This is a genomic window from Actinoplanes sp. M2I2 (assembly GCF_023544445.1).
GTDB lineage: Bacteria > Actinomycetota > Actinomycetes > Mycobacteriales > Micromonosporaceae > Actinoplanes.
This window is the reverse complement of record NZ_JALPVJ010000027.1, coordinates 83,874-101,039: the sequence shown is the minus strand read 5'-3', so window position 1 is coordinate 101,039 and position 17,166 is coordinate 83,874. Positions and strand designations below refer to the sequence as shown.

Annotated in this window: 14 protein-coding genes; 5 read left to right on the top strand and 9 right to left on the bottom strand. The window is 71.8% G+C overall.

Annotation, left to right across the window (positions count from 1 at the left end; all coding sequences use genetic code 11):
* Positions 1–136 precede the first annotated feature (136 nt).
* Entirely contained in the window at positions 137–1,549 is a 1,413-nt protein-coding gene (locus tag HJC40_RS38740) for an SDR family oxidoreductase (protein WP_250008550.1), read from the top strand.
* 133 nt (positions 1,550–1,682) lie between these two features.
* Here the strand turns inward: HJC40_RS38740 and HJC40_RS38735 are convergent, their stop codons facing one another.
* From HJC40_RS38735 to HJC40_RS38705, 7 genes are all read right to left on the bottom strand, one after another.
* Positions 1,683–2,243, bottom strand: a complete 561-nt coding sequence (locus HJC40_RS38735; protein ID WP_250008549.1) for a hypothetical protein — start codon at positions 2,241–2,243, stop codon at positions 1,683–1,685.
* A 142-nt stretch (positions 2,244–2,385) separates the two neighbouring features.
* Complete coding sequence (locus HJC40_RS38730; RefSeq protein ID WP_250008547.1) at positions 2,386–3,297, bottom strand: hypothetical protein; 912 nt, start codon at positions 3,295–3,297, stop codon at positions 2,386–2,388.
* A 63-nt stretch (positions 3,298–3,360) separates the two neighbouring features.
* Positions 3,361–6,327: a DEAD/DEAH box helicase gene (locus HJC40_RS38725; RefSeq protein WP_250008546.1), complete on the bottom strand. Its 2,967-nt coding sequence runs from the start codon at positions 6,325–6,327 to the stop codon at positions 3,361–3,363.
* Positions 6,324–6,779: a DUF5990 family protein gene (locus HJC40_RS38720; RefSeq protein WP_250008545.1), complete on the bottom strand. Its 456-nt coding sequence runs from the start codon at positions 6,777–6,779 to the stop codon at positions 6,324–6,326. The genes HJC40_RS38725 and HJC40_RS38720 overlap by 4 nt, the downstream gene beginning before the upstream one ends.
* Before the next feature lie 36 nt (positions 6,780–6,815).
* Positions 6,816–8,054 (bottom strand): hypothetical protein, encoded by a 1,239-nt coding sequence (locus HJC40_RS38715; protein ID WP_250008544.1) that lies wholly within the window; start codon positions 8,052–8,054, stop codon positions 6,816–6,818.
* Positions 8,055–8,079: 25 nt separating this feature from the next.
* Positions 8,080–8,898, bottom strand: coding sequence for an esterase family protein (locus tag HJC40_RS38710; protein WP_250008543.1), 819 nt, complete (start codon positions 8,896–8,898; stop codon positions 8,080–8,082).
* A 54-nt stretch (positions 8,899–8,952) separates the two neighbouring features.
* Positions 8,953–9,303 (bottom strand): STAS domain-containing protein, encoded by a 351-nt coding sequence (locus HJC40_RS38705; RefSeq protein WP_250008542.1) that lies wholly within the window; start codon positions 9,301–9,303, stop codon positions 8,953–8,955.
* 215 nt (positions 9,304–9,518) lie between these two features.
* Between HJC40_RS38705 and HJC40_RS38700 the strand changes: the two genes are divergently transcribed.
* Complete coding sequence (locus HJC40_RS38700; RefSeq protein ID WP_250008540.1) at positions 9,519–10,997, top strand: amino acid permease; 1,479 nt, start codon at positions 9,519–9,521, stop codon at positions 10,995–10,997.
* Positions 10,994–11,860 carry a universal stress protein gene (locus HJC40_RS46440; protein WP_250008539.1) on the top strand — a complete coding sequence of 289 codons (867 nt, stop codon included), beginning with the start codon at positions 10,994–10,996 and terminating at the stop codon, positions 11,858–11,860. The genes HJC40_RS38700 and HJC40_RS46440 overlap by 4 nt, the downstream gene beginning before the upstream one ends.
* Before the next feature lie 20 nt (positions 11,861–11,880).
* On the opposite strand, the gene HJC40_RS38690 is transcribed toward HJC40_RS46440, so the two are convergent.
* Entirely contained in the window at positions 11,881–12,897 is a 1,017-nt protein-coding gene (locus HJC40_RS38690; protein ID WP_250008538.1) for a serine/threonine-protein kinase, read from the bottom strand.
* 96 nt (positions 12,898–12,993) lie between these two features.
* Between HJC40_RS38690 and speB the strand changes: the two genes are divergently transcribed.
* Positions 12,994–14,094: an agmatinase gene (speB, locus tag HJC40_RS38685; protein WP_250008537.1), complete on the top strand. Its 1,101-nt coding sequence runs from the start codon at positions 12,994–12,996 to the stop codon at positions 14,092–14,094.
* A gap of 329 nt (positions 14,095–14,423) precedes the next feature.
* Positions 14,424–14,984 carry a winged helix-turn-helix domain-containing protein gene (locus HJC40_RS38680; protein ID WP_250008536.1) on the top strand — a complete coding sequence of 187 codons (561 nt, stop codon included), beginning with the start codon at positions 14,424–14,426 and terminating at the stop codon, positions 14,982–14,984.
* A gap of 122 nt (positions 14,985–15,106) precedes the next feature.
* Here the strand turns inward: HJC40_RS38680 and HJC40_RS38675 are convergent, their stop codons facing one another.
* Positions 15,107–16,351: a GNAT family N-acetyltransferase gene (locus tag HJC40_RS38675; protein ID WP_250008535.1), complete on the bottom strand. Its 1,245-nt coding sequence runs from the start codon at positions 16,349–16,351 to the stop codon at positions 15,107–15,109.
* Positions 16,352–17,166 lie beyond the last annotated feature (815 nt).

Genomic DNA, 17,166 nt, shown 5'->3' with positions numbered 1-17,166 from the left:
TGCCGCGTCGTCCACCGGCCCACGCCGGGACGAATGTCGATGGGAAGCTCTCCGGGTGGGACGCGGACGGCCGATGGTCCGGGCGGATCAGTACAGTTCCGGGGTCGGATTTTGCTGGTAAGGACGGTAAGTGAGCATGACGGGCGAAACTGGGACGACCACCGGGGTGGACCGGGAGCGGCTGGCGCTCTGCCTTGCGGTGATCGCCGAGGTGGAGGAGCTGCCCGCGGAGCACCCGGACGCGGTCGCGGTGCGGCGGGCCACGGCCGCCCTGTTCAAGACGGTGAAGCTCAAGCGCCGCCGGGAACGCCGGGACGCGATCCTGGCCAACGACCGCGCGGTGACCGAGGCGACCGCCACGGGAGCGCCCGGGCGCATCGACGACGAGACCGCGGGCATCCCGCTGCGCACCTCGATCGCGACGGGCCCGGCCGGGGTGCTGAAGCAGGCGCGCGGTTGCTACGTCTGCAAGCAGCGCTACACCCATGTCGACGCGTTCTATCACCAGCTCTGCCCCGACTGCGCCGTGCTCAACCACGACCGGCGGGATGCGCGCACCGACCTCACCGGGCGGCGGGCGTTGCTCACCGGCGGGCGGGCCAAGATCGGCATGTACATCGCCCTGCGGCTGTTGCGCGACGGCGCCGACCTGACGATCACCACGCGATTCCCGCACGACGCGGTGCGCCGCTTCTCGGCGATGCCCGACAGCGCCGAGTGGCTGCACCGGCTGCGCATCGTGGGGCTCGATCTGCGCGATCCCGCACAGGTGGTCGGGCTGGCCGACTCGGTGGCGGCCCGCGGCCACCTCGACATTCTGATCAACAACGCGGCCCAGACGGTCCGTCGCTCCCCCGGCTCGTACGCGGCCATCGCCGCCGCCGAGGCCGAGCCGCTGCCCCACGGCCCGCTGCCCGAGCTGGAGTATTTCGGCACCGCGGGCGCCTCGCCGGCCGCGGCCCTGACCACCGGGGCGCCGGTGCTCACGCCGCAGCAGATCACCGAGATGGCCCTCACCGCGCGGTCGGTCGCGATCGACGCCGGCGGCCTGATGCCCGACACCGCGCCGACCAACAGCTGGAGCGACCGGGTGCACGAGGTCGACCCGCTGGAGCTGCTCGAGGTCCAGCTGTGCAACGTGACCGCGCCGTTCGTGCTGGTGAGCCGCTTGCGCCGGGCGATGACCCAGTCACCGCACCCGCGGCGCTACGTGGTCAACGTGTCGGCGATGGAGGGCATCTTCGCGCGTGGCTACAAGGGCGCCGGCCACCCGCACACCAACATGGCCAAGGCGGCGCTCAACATGCTGACCCGCACCAGCGCGGTCGACATGTTCGCCGACGGCATCCTGATGACCAGCGTGGACACCGGCTGGATCACCGACGAGCGCCCGCACCCGACGAAGATGCGGCTGGCCGAGGAGGGCTTCCACGCCCCGCTCGACCTGGTCGACGGCGCGGCCCGGGTGTACGACCCGATCGTGCGCGGCGAGAAGGGCGAGGACCTGTACGGCGTCTTCCTCAAGGACTACGAGCCCGTCGCCTGGTGACGACGAGCGGAGCCGACGGGTCGCGCACCTCCCGCTGCGAGGGATCGCCCGGCGGCTGGTGGTCCGCAGGTCGGGGATGACGCGAACGAGCCACGACCCGAGGGTCGTGGCTCGCTTCACGTACTGACGGAAGTCAGCCCTGGCGGCCGCCGTCACGGCCATCGCGGCCATCGCGGCCATCGCGGTCGTCACGGCCGTCACGGCCGTCACGGCCATCACGGCCATCACGGCCGTCACGGCCATCACGGTCATCCCGACCGTCACGGCCATCACGGTCATCCCGACCGTCACGGCCATCACGGCCATCACGGTCGCGGTCGCCGAAGCGGTCGCGGTCGCCGAACCGGTCACGGTCGCCGAACCGGTGGCCGAACGGGCCGCCGTGGTGACGGTTGCCGTGCCGGAAGTCGCGGTCCCAGCTCACCTCGAGGGCGTAGGTCCGACGGCCGACCCGGTCACAGTCGAAGTCGTCCCAGCGGCCGAGCCGCTCGCCGATGCGGCCGGCGATGATGCAGCTGCGCAGGTCGTGGTAGTAACGGATGACGCGGTCACGGTCGGCGCCCTGGGTGGCCGCCGCCGGCTTGGAGGCACTCGCGTCCGTCCCGGTCGCCGCCACGGCCGGGCCGGCGCCGATGGCGACACCAGCGAAGAGGCCGAGGCCGGTGACGGAAAGCATCCGGGTAATACGGTTCATTTCACACCTTCTCTTGACAAAACGCCATGTCCCGAGAAGGAGATCATTTGCACGTTGAGTAACAGCAAGGTTTCGGAGGGTGTACCCCTTCTGGGGCAGAAGCCCACGTATGGGATTAGTCCGAGCGGCGGCGGGCCCTCCCCTATTCGTCGGGCAGGGCCAGATAGGCGGGTCGCAACACGTCGACGATCGGCTTCCCGTCCTGCGCCAGCGGCGGCGGATCGAGCTGGTCGAGAATCGCATCCGGCCTGCTCACAGACCCCGGCCGGCCGCCGACGGGCACCACGGCGGGCAACGGGCTCCCCCAGAACGCGTCCACCTCGCCGAGCCACTCCCCGAGGTCATCAGCCGCGGAGTGCGGCGCCGACCCCGTGGCCGGATCAGCACCGGAGGGAGGAGAGGTCCCGGAGGCCGAGGTCCTGGAGGCCAAGGTCCTGGAGGCCGAGGTCCTGGAGGCGGAGGGCCCCTCGGGAAAGCCGGAAGCAGACGCTGCGGACGATCGCGCCGAAGCCGTACGATCCGCAGCCTTGACGGCCTGGGCGTTGCGGAGCTCGCGCAGGTGGATCAGCAGCTCGTCCCGGCCGCGGCCGCGCCAGGCGAACGCGCCGAACGGGTCCTCCTGGAAACTGCGGGCCACCGCGTAGCAGGTCGCGGCCAGGTGCACGCACGGCATGGGCCAGCGTTCGCACGAGCAGTCCATGGCGACCTCGTCGAGCGAGAGCGGCACCAGACTCAGCCCGGCCGCGGCGAAGACGTCCGCGATGCCCGCCGGCATCTGCCCGCCCAGCAGAGACGCCGCATAGCGGGCCTCGGCCGCCAGCGTCGTCTCGATCGCCGCCCACTCGGAGGCGCCGAAGGCCCGCACCGCTATCCGCGACCGGAACGCGCGCGGGTCTTCGGGCCCGCGCACCTGCGCGACGACCAGGCTGCTCGAGATGGTCAGGCTGCGCACATGCCCCGAGCGCTCGTCGCGCCGCCCGCGCGCGAAGGTGGGCGCCATCCGCAGCGACTCGAAGGTGCCGAGGAACGCGATCGCGAGCCGATCGTCCGTCACCGTGAGCCTCCCGGGCCGGTGGTGGGCGCCCGCCGCGCCGATGCCGGGAGGCGGGGTCCGGTGTCAGTCAACGATGGCCTCCGGGGCGAGGGTGAGCAGCTCGCGCAGCTCGGTGGTGGACAGGGCGGTCAGCCAGCCCTCGCCGTTGCCGACGACGCGCGCGGCCAGGACGCCCTTGTCGGCCAGCAGGCGGTCGATGCGCTCCTCGAGCGTGCCCAGGCAGACCAGCGTGTGCACCTGCACGTCGCGCTGCTGGCCGATGCGGAAGGCCCGGTCGGTGGCCTGCTCCTCGGTGGCCGGGTTCCACCAGCGGTCGACGTGCACCACGTGGTTGGCCGCGGTGAGGTTGAGCCCCGTCCCGCCCGCCTTGAGCGAGAGCACGAAGACCCCCGGACGCTCGTCGGCCTGGAAGGAGGCGACCATCTCGTCACGGTCCTTTCGGGACGTGCCGCCGTGCAGATAACGCACCGGCACCCCGAACCGGGCGGCCAGGTGCGGGGTCAGCATCGACCCGAAGCGCGCGTACTGGGTGAAGCACAGCACGCTCTCGCCCTGCGCCAGCGCGCCGTCGACGATCTCCTCGAGGCGTTCCAGCTTGCCGGAGCGGCCGGGCAGCGGCGAGCCGTCGCCCAGCAGCAGCGCCGGGTGTACGCAGGCCTGTTTGAGCTTGGTCATCGCGGCCAGCACGATGCCCTTGTTCCACCGGTCGGTGCTCTCGTTCAGGCGGGTCGTCATGTCGTCGAGCACCGCGCGATAGAGGGTGCTCTGCTCGGCGGTCAGCCCGCACAGGTGCCGCACGTGGCGCTTGTCGGGCAGGTCGTGGATGACGACGGGGTCGGACTTGGTGCGCCGCAGCATGAACGGCCGGGTCGCCTGGCGCAGTCGCGCGGCCGCGTCCTCGTCGCCGAACCTCTCGATGGGCACGGCGAAGCGCACGCGGAACGTGTGGGCCGAGGACAGCACGCCGGGGTTGAGGTAGTCGAGGATCGACCACAGCTCGGCCAGCCGATTCTCCACCGGTGTGCCGGTCAGCGCGATGCGCATGCGCGACGGGAGCCGGCGGATCGCCCGCGCGGCCGTGCCGGCGCTGTTCTTGACGTGCTGGGCCTCGTCGAGCACCACCCTGTCCCACGCGATCGCCGCGAGCTGGTCGGCGTCCCGGACAGCGGTGGAATAGGTGGTCAGCACCAGATCGGCGTCGTCGGGCACGGCCCGCTCGGCGCCGTGCAGCACCGCCACCCGCAGCGTCGGGGCGAACCGGGCCGCCTCGCGCTGCCAGTTGCCCAGCACCGACAGCGGGCAGATCAGCAACGCCGGCCCGCTGCGACGGTGCAGCAGCAACGCCAGGAGCTGCACGGTCTTGCCCAGCCCCATGTCGTCGGCCAGGCACGCGCCCAGGTCCAGACCGTCGAGGAAGGCGAGCCAGGAGAAGCCCCGCAACTGGTACGGCCGGAGGGTGCCGCGCAGCTCGGCCGGCGGCTCGAGCAGTTCGAGCCGTTCATCGAGTTCGCCCGAGAGCAGGTCGGCCGCCCACCCCTCGCCGCTGGTCGCGGTGACCGGCAGCGGCACCTCCTCGGGCGGCAGCAGCTTGATCATGCGCAGCGCGTTGCCGGCGGTCATCGTGCCGCCGCCGCGGGCCAGGAAGCGCAGCCCGGCGTCGAGGCGGTCGGCGTCGAGGTAGACCCAGCGGCCGCGCAGCCGGACCAGGGGAACCTTGGCCTGGGCGAGGTCGGTCAGCTCCTCGGTGGTGAGCACCCGCCCGCCGAGGGCCAGATGCCAGTCGTAGTCGACCAGGTGGGCGAGGTCGGCCGTCTGGTCGCGCAGCACGGCCGGGATCGGGTCGCGCGGGCGCAGGTTGAGTCCCAGCCCGAGACCGGGCTTGTCGCGCCACCAGGCCGGCAGGAGCACGCCGTAGCCGGCCTCCTCGAGCGCGGCCGCGTGGGTGAGGAAGCGGTGCGCCTCCTCGGTGTCGAGCACCATGTCGACCGGCCGGGGCACGCGCAGGGCCGCCTCGAGGCCGGGGTGGAGCCGGGCCGCCCGGCCGAGCCCGCCCAGCAGGCGTTCCTGCGGGTGGCTGGTCCAGCGGCGCAGCGGGGCGTACCGGTCGCGCCAGATGTCGGCCGCGGTGACCAGGGCGCTCGGCTCGTCGACGGCCTGCAGCAGGAACTCGAGCAGCCAGGTGTCGCGGACCGCGACGTCGGCCGGGCGGGGGTCGACCGCGTCGGGCTCGTCGGGATCGGGCTCGCGCACGTGGCTGAGCCGGAAGCAGACCCGCACGGCGGCGCCCGTGACGGCGCCGGTGTGCCAGGCGTCGAGCCGCTCGGTCAGCTCGTCGACCAGGCCCGGGGCGGCAGTGAAGGAGGACTCGCCGGTGAGCGCGGCGAGCCAGCCGTCGCCCAGCCGCACGCCCGACTCGGCCAGCCGGGTGCGGACCAGGCCGTCGACCAGTCGTTCGAGCGCCGCGGCGAGGGCGTCCTCGGCGGGCAGGCCGGCCACGTCGCCCGGGCGGGCGCGCTCGGCCCGGGCAGCCGCGGGCAGCCGCCGCAGCAAGTCGTCCCGGTGGATCGCGTCGAAGCCGGTGAGCACCGGCCGCCAGCGCGCCGTCGGCCCGTGCGGGTGGACCGCGGGAAGCACGCGCCCGCGTCGTACGAGATCGGCCGCGAAGTCACAGAGCTCGATCAGCCACTCGACCGAGCGCCCGAGCCGCCCGTCGAACTCGCCCGCCACCTCGTCGTCGACGAACGGCACGACGACGGCCGGGACCAGCCAGGCCCGCAGGCGGGGGGTGCCCCGCCGGGGCGGCAGGCCGAGCTGGGGCGACGGCAGCGGGCCGGCGCTGGTCGAGGGCAGCACGAGCGTGGCCGGCGGCCGGGTCTCGCCCGCCGGCAGTCCGGTCGCCGGGAGGGCGAACGGGTGCTCGCCCCGGCCGGGCGACGGCAGCGGCGCCGCCTCGGCCCACAGGTTGATCGCGCCGTCGCGGCCCACGAAGCCGTGGAGCACCCGCAGCTCGGCCGCCACCAGGGAGGTCATCGCCACGACCAGACGACGTCGGGCGGGCGGACGCGGGCGGAGACGGGGTCGCCGGTGGCGTCGGTCAGCGCCAGCTCGGCGGTGAGGACGCCACCGGAGTGGGCCGACCGCAGCATCGCGGTGGGCACGTCCCCGAACAGCAGCTTGGCCCGGCGGAACATCGCGAAACTGTCGCCCGCGGCCGGGTCGTGGCCGACGTTGCCCCAGGTCAGGTACAGGAATCGGGCACCCGGGCGGCCGTGCACCCACGGGCCGCCCACGTCGAGCAACTCGTCGACCTCCCGCGACGTGATCTCGAACTCCCAGGTGGCCGCCGGGGCCCACGCGGGCACGAGCCCGACCGGCTCACGCTGCCGCTGCACCCCGACGTGCACATTGGCCAGGCGCAGGGCATCAGCCCGCGGCCCACCAAGCTGGGCCGGCAGGTCACGCCCCTCGATCCGGATCCGCACGCTGACGACCCTAGCCCGCGGGTCCGACAAATTTGCTCAGCGACTGTTGTCGCGGATCCAGGCGTCGGTGAGGCCGCCGAAGTGGGCGAGGAACTTCTCGTGCTCGTGCACCGGGTAGGTGGCCCGGATCGTCTCGCGCAGCAGCGACCGGTATTCGTCCGACGTCACCCACTCGTAGACGATCTCGTCGACACTGCCCAGGTGGCGGGCGCAGAAGTCGGCGTACCGATCGGCTTCGAAGTAGTCGTCGGCGAGCTTGCGATAGGCGGCCAGCTTCTCGGCGTACGAGAGGGAGGGGTCGTCGCCGATCGCGAAGTAGGCCGACGTGTCCATGTCGAGGCGCGGTTTGCGACCGGTCACGACGCAGAACACCGACCAGCGCAACAGCGCCGCCATCGCCCACGGGAAGTAATAGTGCAGCGAGGTGATGGCCACGTCGGGGCAGGCGTTGGCGTAGTCGATCGGGTACACCTCGTCGCCCCGCACCAGCGACTCGCACGAGTTGAACTCCCAGCGGAAGAACGCGTTGACCAGCCGCGAGATGGTGATCACCTCGTCGCCCTGGGCGGCGCCGAGGAAGCCGTGGTCGACCTCGTAGCGGTTGTGCATCGGCTGCTCGGGGCGGAACTTCATCACCATCGTCTCGGGCCCGATCGACAGCGACCGGGCGAACACGTCGTAGCCCTCGACCGAGGCCTGCAGGTGCATCAGCCGCTCGCCCGACGCGTCGTAGGCGGCGTGCAGCTCGTCCGGGTTGCGGATCTTGGAGACGCCGACCCAGGCGCCGCCGTCGTAGGGCTTCATGTACATCGGATAGCCCACCTGCGCGGCGGTCGCGTCGAGGTCGAACTGCTGGTTGTACCGGGCCGCCGTGTACGCGTACCGGCTGTTGTCCAGGGGGTTCTTGTACGGCACGAGGACCGTCTCGGGAACCTTGAGGCCGAGCCGCATCATCGCGCAGTAGGCCGCGTGCTTCTCCATCGACTGGAACGTGAACGGGCTGTTCAGCAGGTACACGTCGTCCATCAGCGCGATCTTCTTGAGCCACTCGCGCGGGTGGTAGTACCAGTAGGCCAGCCGGTCGATGACCAGGTCGTGGCGGGGCTTGTCGCGCAGGTTGAACGGCTCGATGGTCACCCGCTCGGCGGCGACCCGGTGCGATTTCCCGTCCGGCCCGCTCACCACCCCGAGCCGCCGCATCAGCGCCTCGTAGGCCCGTGGCCAGTCGTCCTCCGTTCCCAGCAAGAGTCCGATGGTGTGCTCGACGTCCGCCACGGCTGCCTCCCCGGAGATAGAGCGTTTAGTCGTTGGTCGTGCGGTGGTGGGGTGGATGGCCGGAGGGCCAGATCCTGCGCAGGAGCGCGGTCAGGTGCGGGTCGAAGGCGTCGCGCCACGCCGGCCAGTCGTGGCCGCCCTCGATCTGCGCCAAGGTGACCTCATAGCCTTGCGCGCGCAACGCCTCGGCCATGCTGCGGTTGTTGGCCAGGTTCTCCTCGAGGCTGCCGCAGGTCATCGTCACCGGCACGCCGGGGCCGTCGTCCGCCCGCATCACCCGCCCGGTCCAGCGGACGATCGGCAGGTAACGCCCGAACCCCGACTCCTGGCGGTCGAAGCGCGGCTGGAAGAAGCTGCCCGACTGCAGGAAGAGCCCGGCGAAGGACTCGGGGTGACGGCGCTGGCAGTGCAGCATCGCGAGGGCGCCCAGGCTGGCGCCGACGCCGGCCACCGGCCGGCCCGGCGACAGGCGGTCGGTGAGTCGCGGCAGGATCTCCTGTCCGAGCCCCCGGGCGTACGCGGGAAAGGCCGCGTACCAGTCGAAGCGGTCCCCAGCCGGAAGCAGCACGAGGTGACACGGCTCGATCCGCCCGGCGGTGATCGAGGCGGCGACGTAGCGGCTCAGCCCGGCGTGCTTGTCGTAGTCGGGGCCGTCATGGACGACCAGCACGCGCGCGGTCTCCTGGGCCGGTGACCACACGCGAGCGGTGAGCTCGGTCCGCAGGTTTTTCACGGGCAGGTCGAGCGACCACCATCGACCGGCGGCCGCCGGGAGAGTCAGCCAGTCGGGATCACGTCGCAGCGGGACGGCGCTGTCGATGCTCGCTCCGGCCGCGCGTTCCATGAACGCACTCTAAGGGCCGCAGGGGCCGAACGCGCGGCTTGTCGGGGAAGGGATTCAGGGGGTGTAGGTCTGGCTCGACGACGGTTCCGCGGGCAGGCCGAACATCTCGGTCAGCCCGGTCACCCGCAGTTGCCGGTGGACGAACTCGCTCGGGTTGCGCAGCACGAACCGGGTGCCCACCTCGCGGGCCGCGTTGTAGCCGCTGACCAGCGTTCCGATGCCCTGGGAGTCCATGAAGGTGACGTACAGCAGGTCGACGATCAAGGTCACCGGGCGTTCACGGTGCACCGTGCCGAGCAGCGTGTCGCGCAGCGCGCCGACAGTGGCCGCGTCGAGGCTGCCGCGCACGTCGACGACGAGCGCACCGTCCGCCTGGCGCCGCGTGGTCATCACCGCCTCGCCCATCACCGAACCTCCGTACCTTCGGCCCCGCTCGTCGCCACGGTACCCCGCAGTTCGCTGTTCTCGCAGGCTGCCGTCTGTTTCCACCGCCTCGGCGGACACCCGGTGCGTACCTATTTGGTCCGATGTCACTCCGATCGATGTCGTCCCCGGGTTGCGCGGTGACCACAGGTATGCCCAAAGTCACATAGGCGTGAGCCGATGACGGGAGAGGCGACATGGCGACTACTTCGGGACGGCCGGGCATCTTCGCGGTGCGCGACGTCCGATCCCTCATCACCGAGACGGCGGAAGAGGGGCACGGCCTCAAGAAAGCGGTCGGCGCGACGCAGCTGACCGCGATGGGCGTCGGCGCGATCATCGGCACCGGCATCTTCGTGGTGATCGGCGAGGGGGCCGGCATCGCCGGGCCCGCGGTCATCCTGTCCTTCGTGCTGGCCGCGGTCGCCTGCACGTTCTCGGCGCTGTCCTACGCGGAGCTGGCCTCGTCCATCCCGGTGTCCGGCAGCGCCTACACCTACACCTACGCCACGATGGGCGAACTCGTCGCCTGGATCATCGGCTGGGATCTGATCCTCGAGTACGGGGTCTCGGTCGCCGCGATCGCCGTCGGCTGGGGCGGCAACCTCAACGCGTTCCTCGACGCGGCCTTCGGCTTCGCGCTGCCGGACGCGATCGCCAAGTCGCCCGAGGACGGCGGCATCTTCAACCTGCCCGCCGTGTTCGTGGTCCTGGCCATCACCTTCCTGCTGGTCCGCGGCGTGAGCGAGAGCGCCCGGGTCAACTTCGTCATGGTCGTGGTCAAGCTGGCCGTGCTGCTGTTCTTCATCGTCGTCGCGTTCGCGAACTTCGGCACCGGCAACTTCCAGCCGTTCGCCCCCGAGGGAACCGACGGGGTGACCACGGCGGCGGCGGTGATCTTCTTCGCCTACATCGGCTTCGACGCGGTCTCCACCGGCAGCGAGGAGGCTCGCCGGCCGGAACGGGACCTGCCGCTGGCCATCATCGGTTCGCTGATCATCTGCACGATCTTCTACGTGGCCACCACGGTCGGCGCGATCGGCATCGCCTCCCCCGAGCAGCTCGAGTCGAGCGACGCCCCGCTGGCCGCCGCCCTCGACCAGGGCGCCGGCATCAGCTGGGCGGCCGCGGTCCTGGCGCTCGGCGCGGTCGTCGCGATCACCAGCGTGGTGCTGGTCATCATGTACGGCCAGACCCGCATCTTCTTCGCGATGTGCCGCGACGGCCTGCTGCCCCAGCGGCTGGCCAAGGTCAACCAGCGTTACGGCACGCCGGCCCGGCTGACCATCATCCTCGGCGTGCTGATCGCCATCCTGGCCGCGCTGGTGCCGCTCAGCGAGATCGTCAAGCTGGTCAACATCGGCACGCTGTTCGCGTTCATCCTGGTCAACATTGGAGTGATCGTGCTGCGGCGCACCCGTCCCGAGATGCCGCGGCCCTACCGGGTGCCGTGGTCGCCGCTGCTGCCGCTGATCGGCATCGCGTTCGCGATCTACCTGATGACCGACCTGCCCTGGGACACCTGGGTCCGATTCGTCGTCTGGCTGGCGATCGGCGTGCTCATCTACTGGCTGTACGGCTACAAGAACTCCCGCCTGCGCCGCGAGGCGAGCTCGACGCCGAACTGGGCGCGCGAGAACGACCCGCACCGGCCCGAGGACGGTGACCCCCGGTGACCGGGCCGGTGATCGTCGGGGTGGACGGCGGTCCCACCTCGCCCGACGCGGTGACGCTGAGCCGGTGGTTCGCCGAGACGCTGGCGGCGCCGCTGGTCGTGGCCGTCGTGCACCCGGCGCCGGCCGCGCTCGGCTCGGGCCGGATCGACGCCGAATGGGTGGCCGACCGGCACCGCGCCGCCGAGCGGGTGCTGGAGGGCGCCCGCAAGGATCTCGAGGGCGTGGCCTGTGAGGTCACTTATCGGATGGTGGCGTCGTCGTCGGCCGCGCACGGGTTGCACGACCTGGCCGAGCAGCTCGGCGCCTCGATGGTGGTCATCGGCTCGGGCCGCAACGCCGCCAAGGAGCGGCTGATGGCCGGGAGCACGGCCGAGCGCCTGCTGGCCGGCAGCGTCTGCCCGGTCGCGATCACCCCGGCCGGGCTCCCCGCGCCGCCCGGCGAGCGGCGGCGCATCGGGGTCGCCTATGTGGACACGCCCGACGGCCGGGCCGCGCTGAGCGTCGCCGCCGAGATGGCCCGCCGCACCGGTGACACGTTGCGGCTCTACACCGTGGTCGCCGAGGGCGACGCGAGCCTGCCGTTCCTCATCGGCGACGACGTCGAGCGGGCGTTCCTGGAGACCGCCCGGGAGACGTACGAGCTGTCGTTGCGACGGGCCGCCGAGTCGGTGCCCGACCTCGAGGCCGAGTGGGAGGTGATCGCCGGCGACGTCGTCGACGCTCTGGCCGACCTGACCGAGGTCGACGTGCTCTACTGCGGCTCCCGGGGCTACGGCCCGGCGCGGCGCGTGCTGCTCGGGGGCGTCTCGACCCGGCTGGTCCGCCGGGCCTGCCGTCCGCTGGTGGTCGTGCCCCGGGGTTAGCAGACCGCGGGGAGCCGGGCTCAGTCGGCCCGGTGCTTGCCGCCGCCGACCTGCACAGCCTCGTCGGCGGCGTGATCGGCCGGCGGTCCGTCGGCCGGCGGGCCGTCCGGCACCGCGACCGAGGTCGGGGTGTCGGCCGCGCGCTGATCCCACGGCGAGATCGACGAGCGGGCCGACATGGCGCCGAGGTCCTGGATGGGCACGTAGACGCGCGCGTCCACGGCCTCGGCCAGCAGCAGAGCGGCCACCATCGCGGTCGGGCGTTCCCGCGGGTCACGGTTGAGGCAGCGCGACAACAGGTCCTCCACCTCGGTCGGCAGGCCGTCGAGCTCGGGCAGCGGGTCGGGATCGAGGTAGCGCTGGGCGTGCACCAGCTCGGTCGGCGACTCGGCCCGCCACGGCAGGCGCCCGGTGATGCACTGGTGCAGCACCGTGCCCAGCGCGAACATGTCGCTCGCCGGGGTGGGCGGCACCCCCTCGAAGAGCTCCGGGGCCACGTACGCCGGAGTGCCCATCACCGGCCCGTCCGGGTCGGGGTCGGGAACCCCGGCCGAGGCCGCGATGCCGAAGTCGAGCACCTTGGCGCCGGACGGGGTGAGCATGACGTTGGCCGGCTTGATGTCCCGGTGGACGACCTCGTGAGCGTGCGCGGCGGCCAGCGCGGCGGCCACCTCGGCGCAGATCCGCACGCCGATGCGCCAGTCCATCGGCCCGGCGGCCAGGTGCGCACCGAGCGTCTGCCCCTCCACCAGCTCCATCACGATGTAGGGCACCTCGCGCGTGGCCGGGTCGGGCCGCGAGGTGCCGAAGTCGTGCACCCCGGCCACATTGGGGTGAGCCAGCCGGGCGGCCGAACGGGCCTCGGCCCGGACGAGATCGACCCCCGAGACGTCACCCAGGGTGCCCTCGACCGTGGGTGCCATGATCTTGACAGCGACCGGGCGGTCGAGCACCCGGTCGTGGCCGCGCCACACCTCGGACATGCCGCCGACGCCGATGCGCCGCACGAGCTGGTAGCGCCCGCCGAGCGTCCGCATGTACCGACCTCCCTGTAAATCTTCGGATCGCGGTACCCGTCGATCAGCGCGGAGAAACGCTGTACCGAGCCACTGTATGGAGATACAGTCCCGAGCGTGACACGCTACGGACCGATGTTCGGCCCCGATTACACGTTCCTGGGTGTCCCCGCCTGCGACTGGGAGGACCCCCAGACGTACGCCGGCGCCGATGTCGTCATCCTCGGCGCGCCCTTCGACGGCGGCACCTCCCATCGCCCCGGCGCCCGCTTCGGACCGCAGGTCATCCGCGGTACGGACTACCTGCCGCACGACGCCTCACGGCCCCATCTGGCGATGCGCGTCGACGCCCTCGGCGGCGACCTGACCGTACGCGACGCCGGCGATCTCGAGGTTTTCAGCGGCGACATCCAGCGTAGCTGCGACACGATCGAGGACGCCGTCGCCTTCGTCACAGCTCACGGCGCGATCCCGGTGATCCTCGGCGGCGACCACACGATCACGTGGCCCGACGTGGCCGGCGTGGCCCGGCACCACGGCGCCGGACGCGTCTCGGTCATCCACTTCGACGCGCACGCCGACACCGGCGACATCGAGTTCGGCTCGCTCTACGGCCACGGCCAGCCGATGCGCCGCCTGATCGAGTCCGGGGCGGTCCGCGGCGACCGGTTCCTGCAGCTCGGCCTGCGCGGTTACTGGCCCGGCCCCGAGACGCTGGACTGGATGGCCGACCAGGGCATGACCTCGTTCCACATGAGCGAGATCGTCCACCGCGGACTCGACGCGGTGCTCGACGAGGCCTTCGCCATCGCCCTCGACGACTGCGACGGCGTCTTCCTCTCGGTCGACATCGACGTGTGCGACCCGGGCCACGCCCCCGGCACGGGCACCCCCGAGCCCGGCGGTCTCACCGCGCGGCAGTTGCTCGACAGCGTGTCCCGCGTCTGCCACGAGCTGCCGGTGGTGGGCATGGACATCGTCGAGGTGTCGCCGCCGTTCGACCACGCCGAGATCACCGCGATGCTGGGGAACCGCGTCGTGCTCGAGGCGCTCTCCGGGATGGCCCGGCGGCGCAAGGACGGGAACGGCCCGCGCTGGGACCGCGCCACCCCGCTGCTGGAGGGCCGGGGCACCCAGCCGCCGCTGGGCGCCCGGAACGCCCACCGGCCCCTGACCGGCCGTGATCCCCAGCACTCGCTCCCGCCCGCGGAGAGCTGAGCCGCCTCCTCGGAAGCCGATCGGGTCCGACGATCCTGCTGGTGTCGCACGACCTCGGGGTGGTGGCCGAACTCTGCGAGCAGACCGCCGTGCTGGAGGGCGGCCGGCTGGTCGAGCAGGGCCCCACCCGCAGATCCTGGGAGCGCCCACCCACCCGTACACCAGGAAGCTCCTCGCCGGCGTCCCCCGCCTGCCAGATTGACGCTGAGTGACGGCTCTCTTGCATCCGGCCCGGCTCCGCCACAGGCTCCGGCCTGCATAGACCGGCGCTCGTGATCCCACGCACTTGCGCACTTGTTCCCGTCCGGCCGGTCACGCAGGGTGCAGGAATGTCCCCCGACACCGCCACCGCCCTGTCCCCCTACCAGCAGATCGCCGCCGAGCTCCGGCACCAGATCTTCACCGGCAGCCTGGCCGTCGGCGCCAAACTCCCCTCCGAGCACACGCTCGCCGGGGAACACCGCGTCGCCCGCACCACGGTCCAATCGGCGCTGCGCGTGCTGCGTACCGAAGGCCTGATCTCCTCCCGCAAGGGAGCCGGCAACTTCGTCACCAGCCTCGCCGTCGTCGACTCGCACCGCTGCCCGGCCCGTGTCGAACTCGACCATCTGCAGGTCGGCTGGCTCAGCCGGCTGCCGCGACCGCCCCACGGTCTCGACCGGATGCTGCACTGCGAGCTCGAACACCCCCACCCCGGCGCCCACGCGGGCCTGGGCCAGCACGCGGCGGGCATCGGCTGGTGGGTGCAGTGGTCGCTCTCCGCCTCCGAGATCAACGCCATCGCCAACTGCACGGCCGTCCGCACGGCCGGCCACGAGGACGACAACCACTGCCTGCTGTACCGCGACCACCCCGGCCGTCACCTCTTCGGCAGCGACTTCTCCGCCTGACCCGGCCCCTGATCCGCAGTCACCGCGACTGAATCTTCAGCTGAGGCAATGCCTCGAGGGTCGGCGGCCGGGCCGTTCTTCATCGGAGGCCGGCGTCCCGCTCAACCGCTCGCCCGGCACGTTCAGTCCAACTGTTCCGGAGCACCTGCCCCGACCATGGAGTCGCGGTCAGCCGGCGCCCGATGCTGTTCCTGCGTAACCCGCTTGGTGTAGCGGCGACACGGTACGGCGATCGTCTCCGTCCCGTGGGAGATCGCGCGGTCGAACCCTCCCGCGTCGGCCCAGCCCGACCGCTCGTAGAAACGCCGGGCCCGGGCGTTGCCCGGCACGACAGCCAGCCACGCCGTCGGATGTCCGCCCGCGGCGACGAGCCGTTCCGCCTCGGTCAGCAGCAAGCGGGCCACGCCGCCGCCCCGGAAGGCCGCGTCGACGTAGACCTGCTCGACCTCGTCGCCGACGACCATCACGAAGCCGGCCACCACGCCGTCGACGACCGCCACGGTGGTGTCGGCGCTTCGAGCTGCGGCCCGGACCTCGAACGACTCCGGGGTCCTGGCCGCGACGAGGGCGTCCGGCACGTTGCCCAGATGCCCGTCGCGCCAGCCCGCCGCCCAGATGGCCGCCACGGCGGGCGCATCTCCTTGTCGGGCCGCCCTCAGCACCGGCGCGTTCACGTCCTGGGCCGGGCGCCGGGTGTCCGCGTCACCGGGCCCAGCCGGCAGCGGGCTCCGACCATCCGCGTCACTCGGCTCGAGCGGGGTTGATGCCGTGACGCTGCGGCCCAGCAGGCGGCTGAGCGCGTCGATCAGCAGGTCGCGTGCGTCCTCGCGCCGGACCGTGGGGTCGCCCAGCACCACCGGTAGCGCCAGCCCGTCGATGAGCGCGAGCGCCTGGCGGGCCACGTCCGCCGGTGGGGCCTTCGTCGTGAAGCCGCCGTCGCGTACGCCGGACTCGATCTCCGTTGCGATCAGGCCGCGCCATCGCGTGTAGTCGCCCAGCACGTCCGCGCGCAGCTCAGCATCGCGCAGGGCCCACCGCCAGGACTCGACCCACAGGCGCCAGGACGAGTCACTGCCGACCGCGCCGGTCAGATAGGAGGCGATGACGACGAGACGTGGCCAGGGCTCCTCCCGCTCCGCGAGCAGTCCCGCGACGGCGTCGAAGTCAGCCCGTGCCGCATGCCGGAACACGGCGTGGAGCATGTCCTCGCGGCTGCCGAAGTAGTACTGCAGTGTCGACACGCCGACCCCGGTAGCGGCCGTCACGTCGGAGAACCGCGTCGCGTCGGCCCCGCGCTCGGCCACCACCGCACAAGCCGCGGCCAGCACATCCTCGCGCCGGCCCGCAGTCCGCTGCACTTCCTGCACGGCGCATGTCTACCACGCCGATCCCATCGAGGTCCGACTGCTCGGACGCGCACGTTGCGACGAGCTTTCGCGTTGGTGGGGCCGGGACGTGGGCGCGCCCTCGCGGGTGCAGACCCTGGTCCTCCACCGTCGAGTGCCGGCCGTAGTGTGCCACCTGAGCAGCTGAAATGGCTTCAGCGGACTTTTCCGAGGTCGTCGCTGAGACTGCCGCTGGTTTGCCGGTGGGCACCGATGACCGCATCCGAGCGGGTGCGGTCCCGGCCCAAACGCTGAGGCGCCGGTCGGGTGCTGCCTTGGCCCAAACGCTGAGGCGCCGGTCGGGTGCGGTCCCGGCCCAAACGCTGAGGCGCCGGTCGGGTGTTGCCTTGGCCTGGAAGCGGCCAACGTCGCCGACCGGCGATCGGAGGGAGCCGAGTGGCGATCGGAGAGACCGGCCGTCCGGACGTGGAAGCACGGTCTGTTCCAACGGAGTTCCAGAGGTGTCATACCCGTCCGGCCCGCTGTGATCATCGCGTTGGGTGTTCCGACGCAGCGGCGAGGTTCACGTGCCGTTGACGCATCGTGGCGGGATCGCTGCACAGTGCAATTTCTGAGCGTCACGACCGCCCACGGTGCGTGATCAGGCTGCACGCTCGGTGATGAGGCACCGTCCGATATTTGTTCGCAAGCGCGATATCTTTTTCTTGACCGAGCAAAAGATTGTCTAATGCCGGCCGGCGATCGCGTTGCTTGTCGACTGTGCACAATCGCCAGCTTTTCCGTCGCGTGAGGATCTTACGCAATGTTGCGGGGAGATTACGCGCAGAAATGGCGTG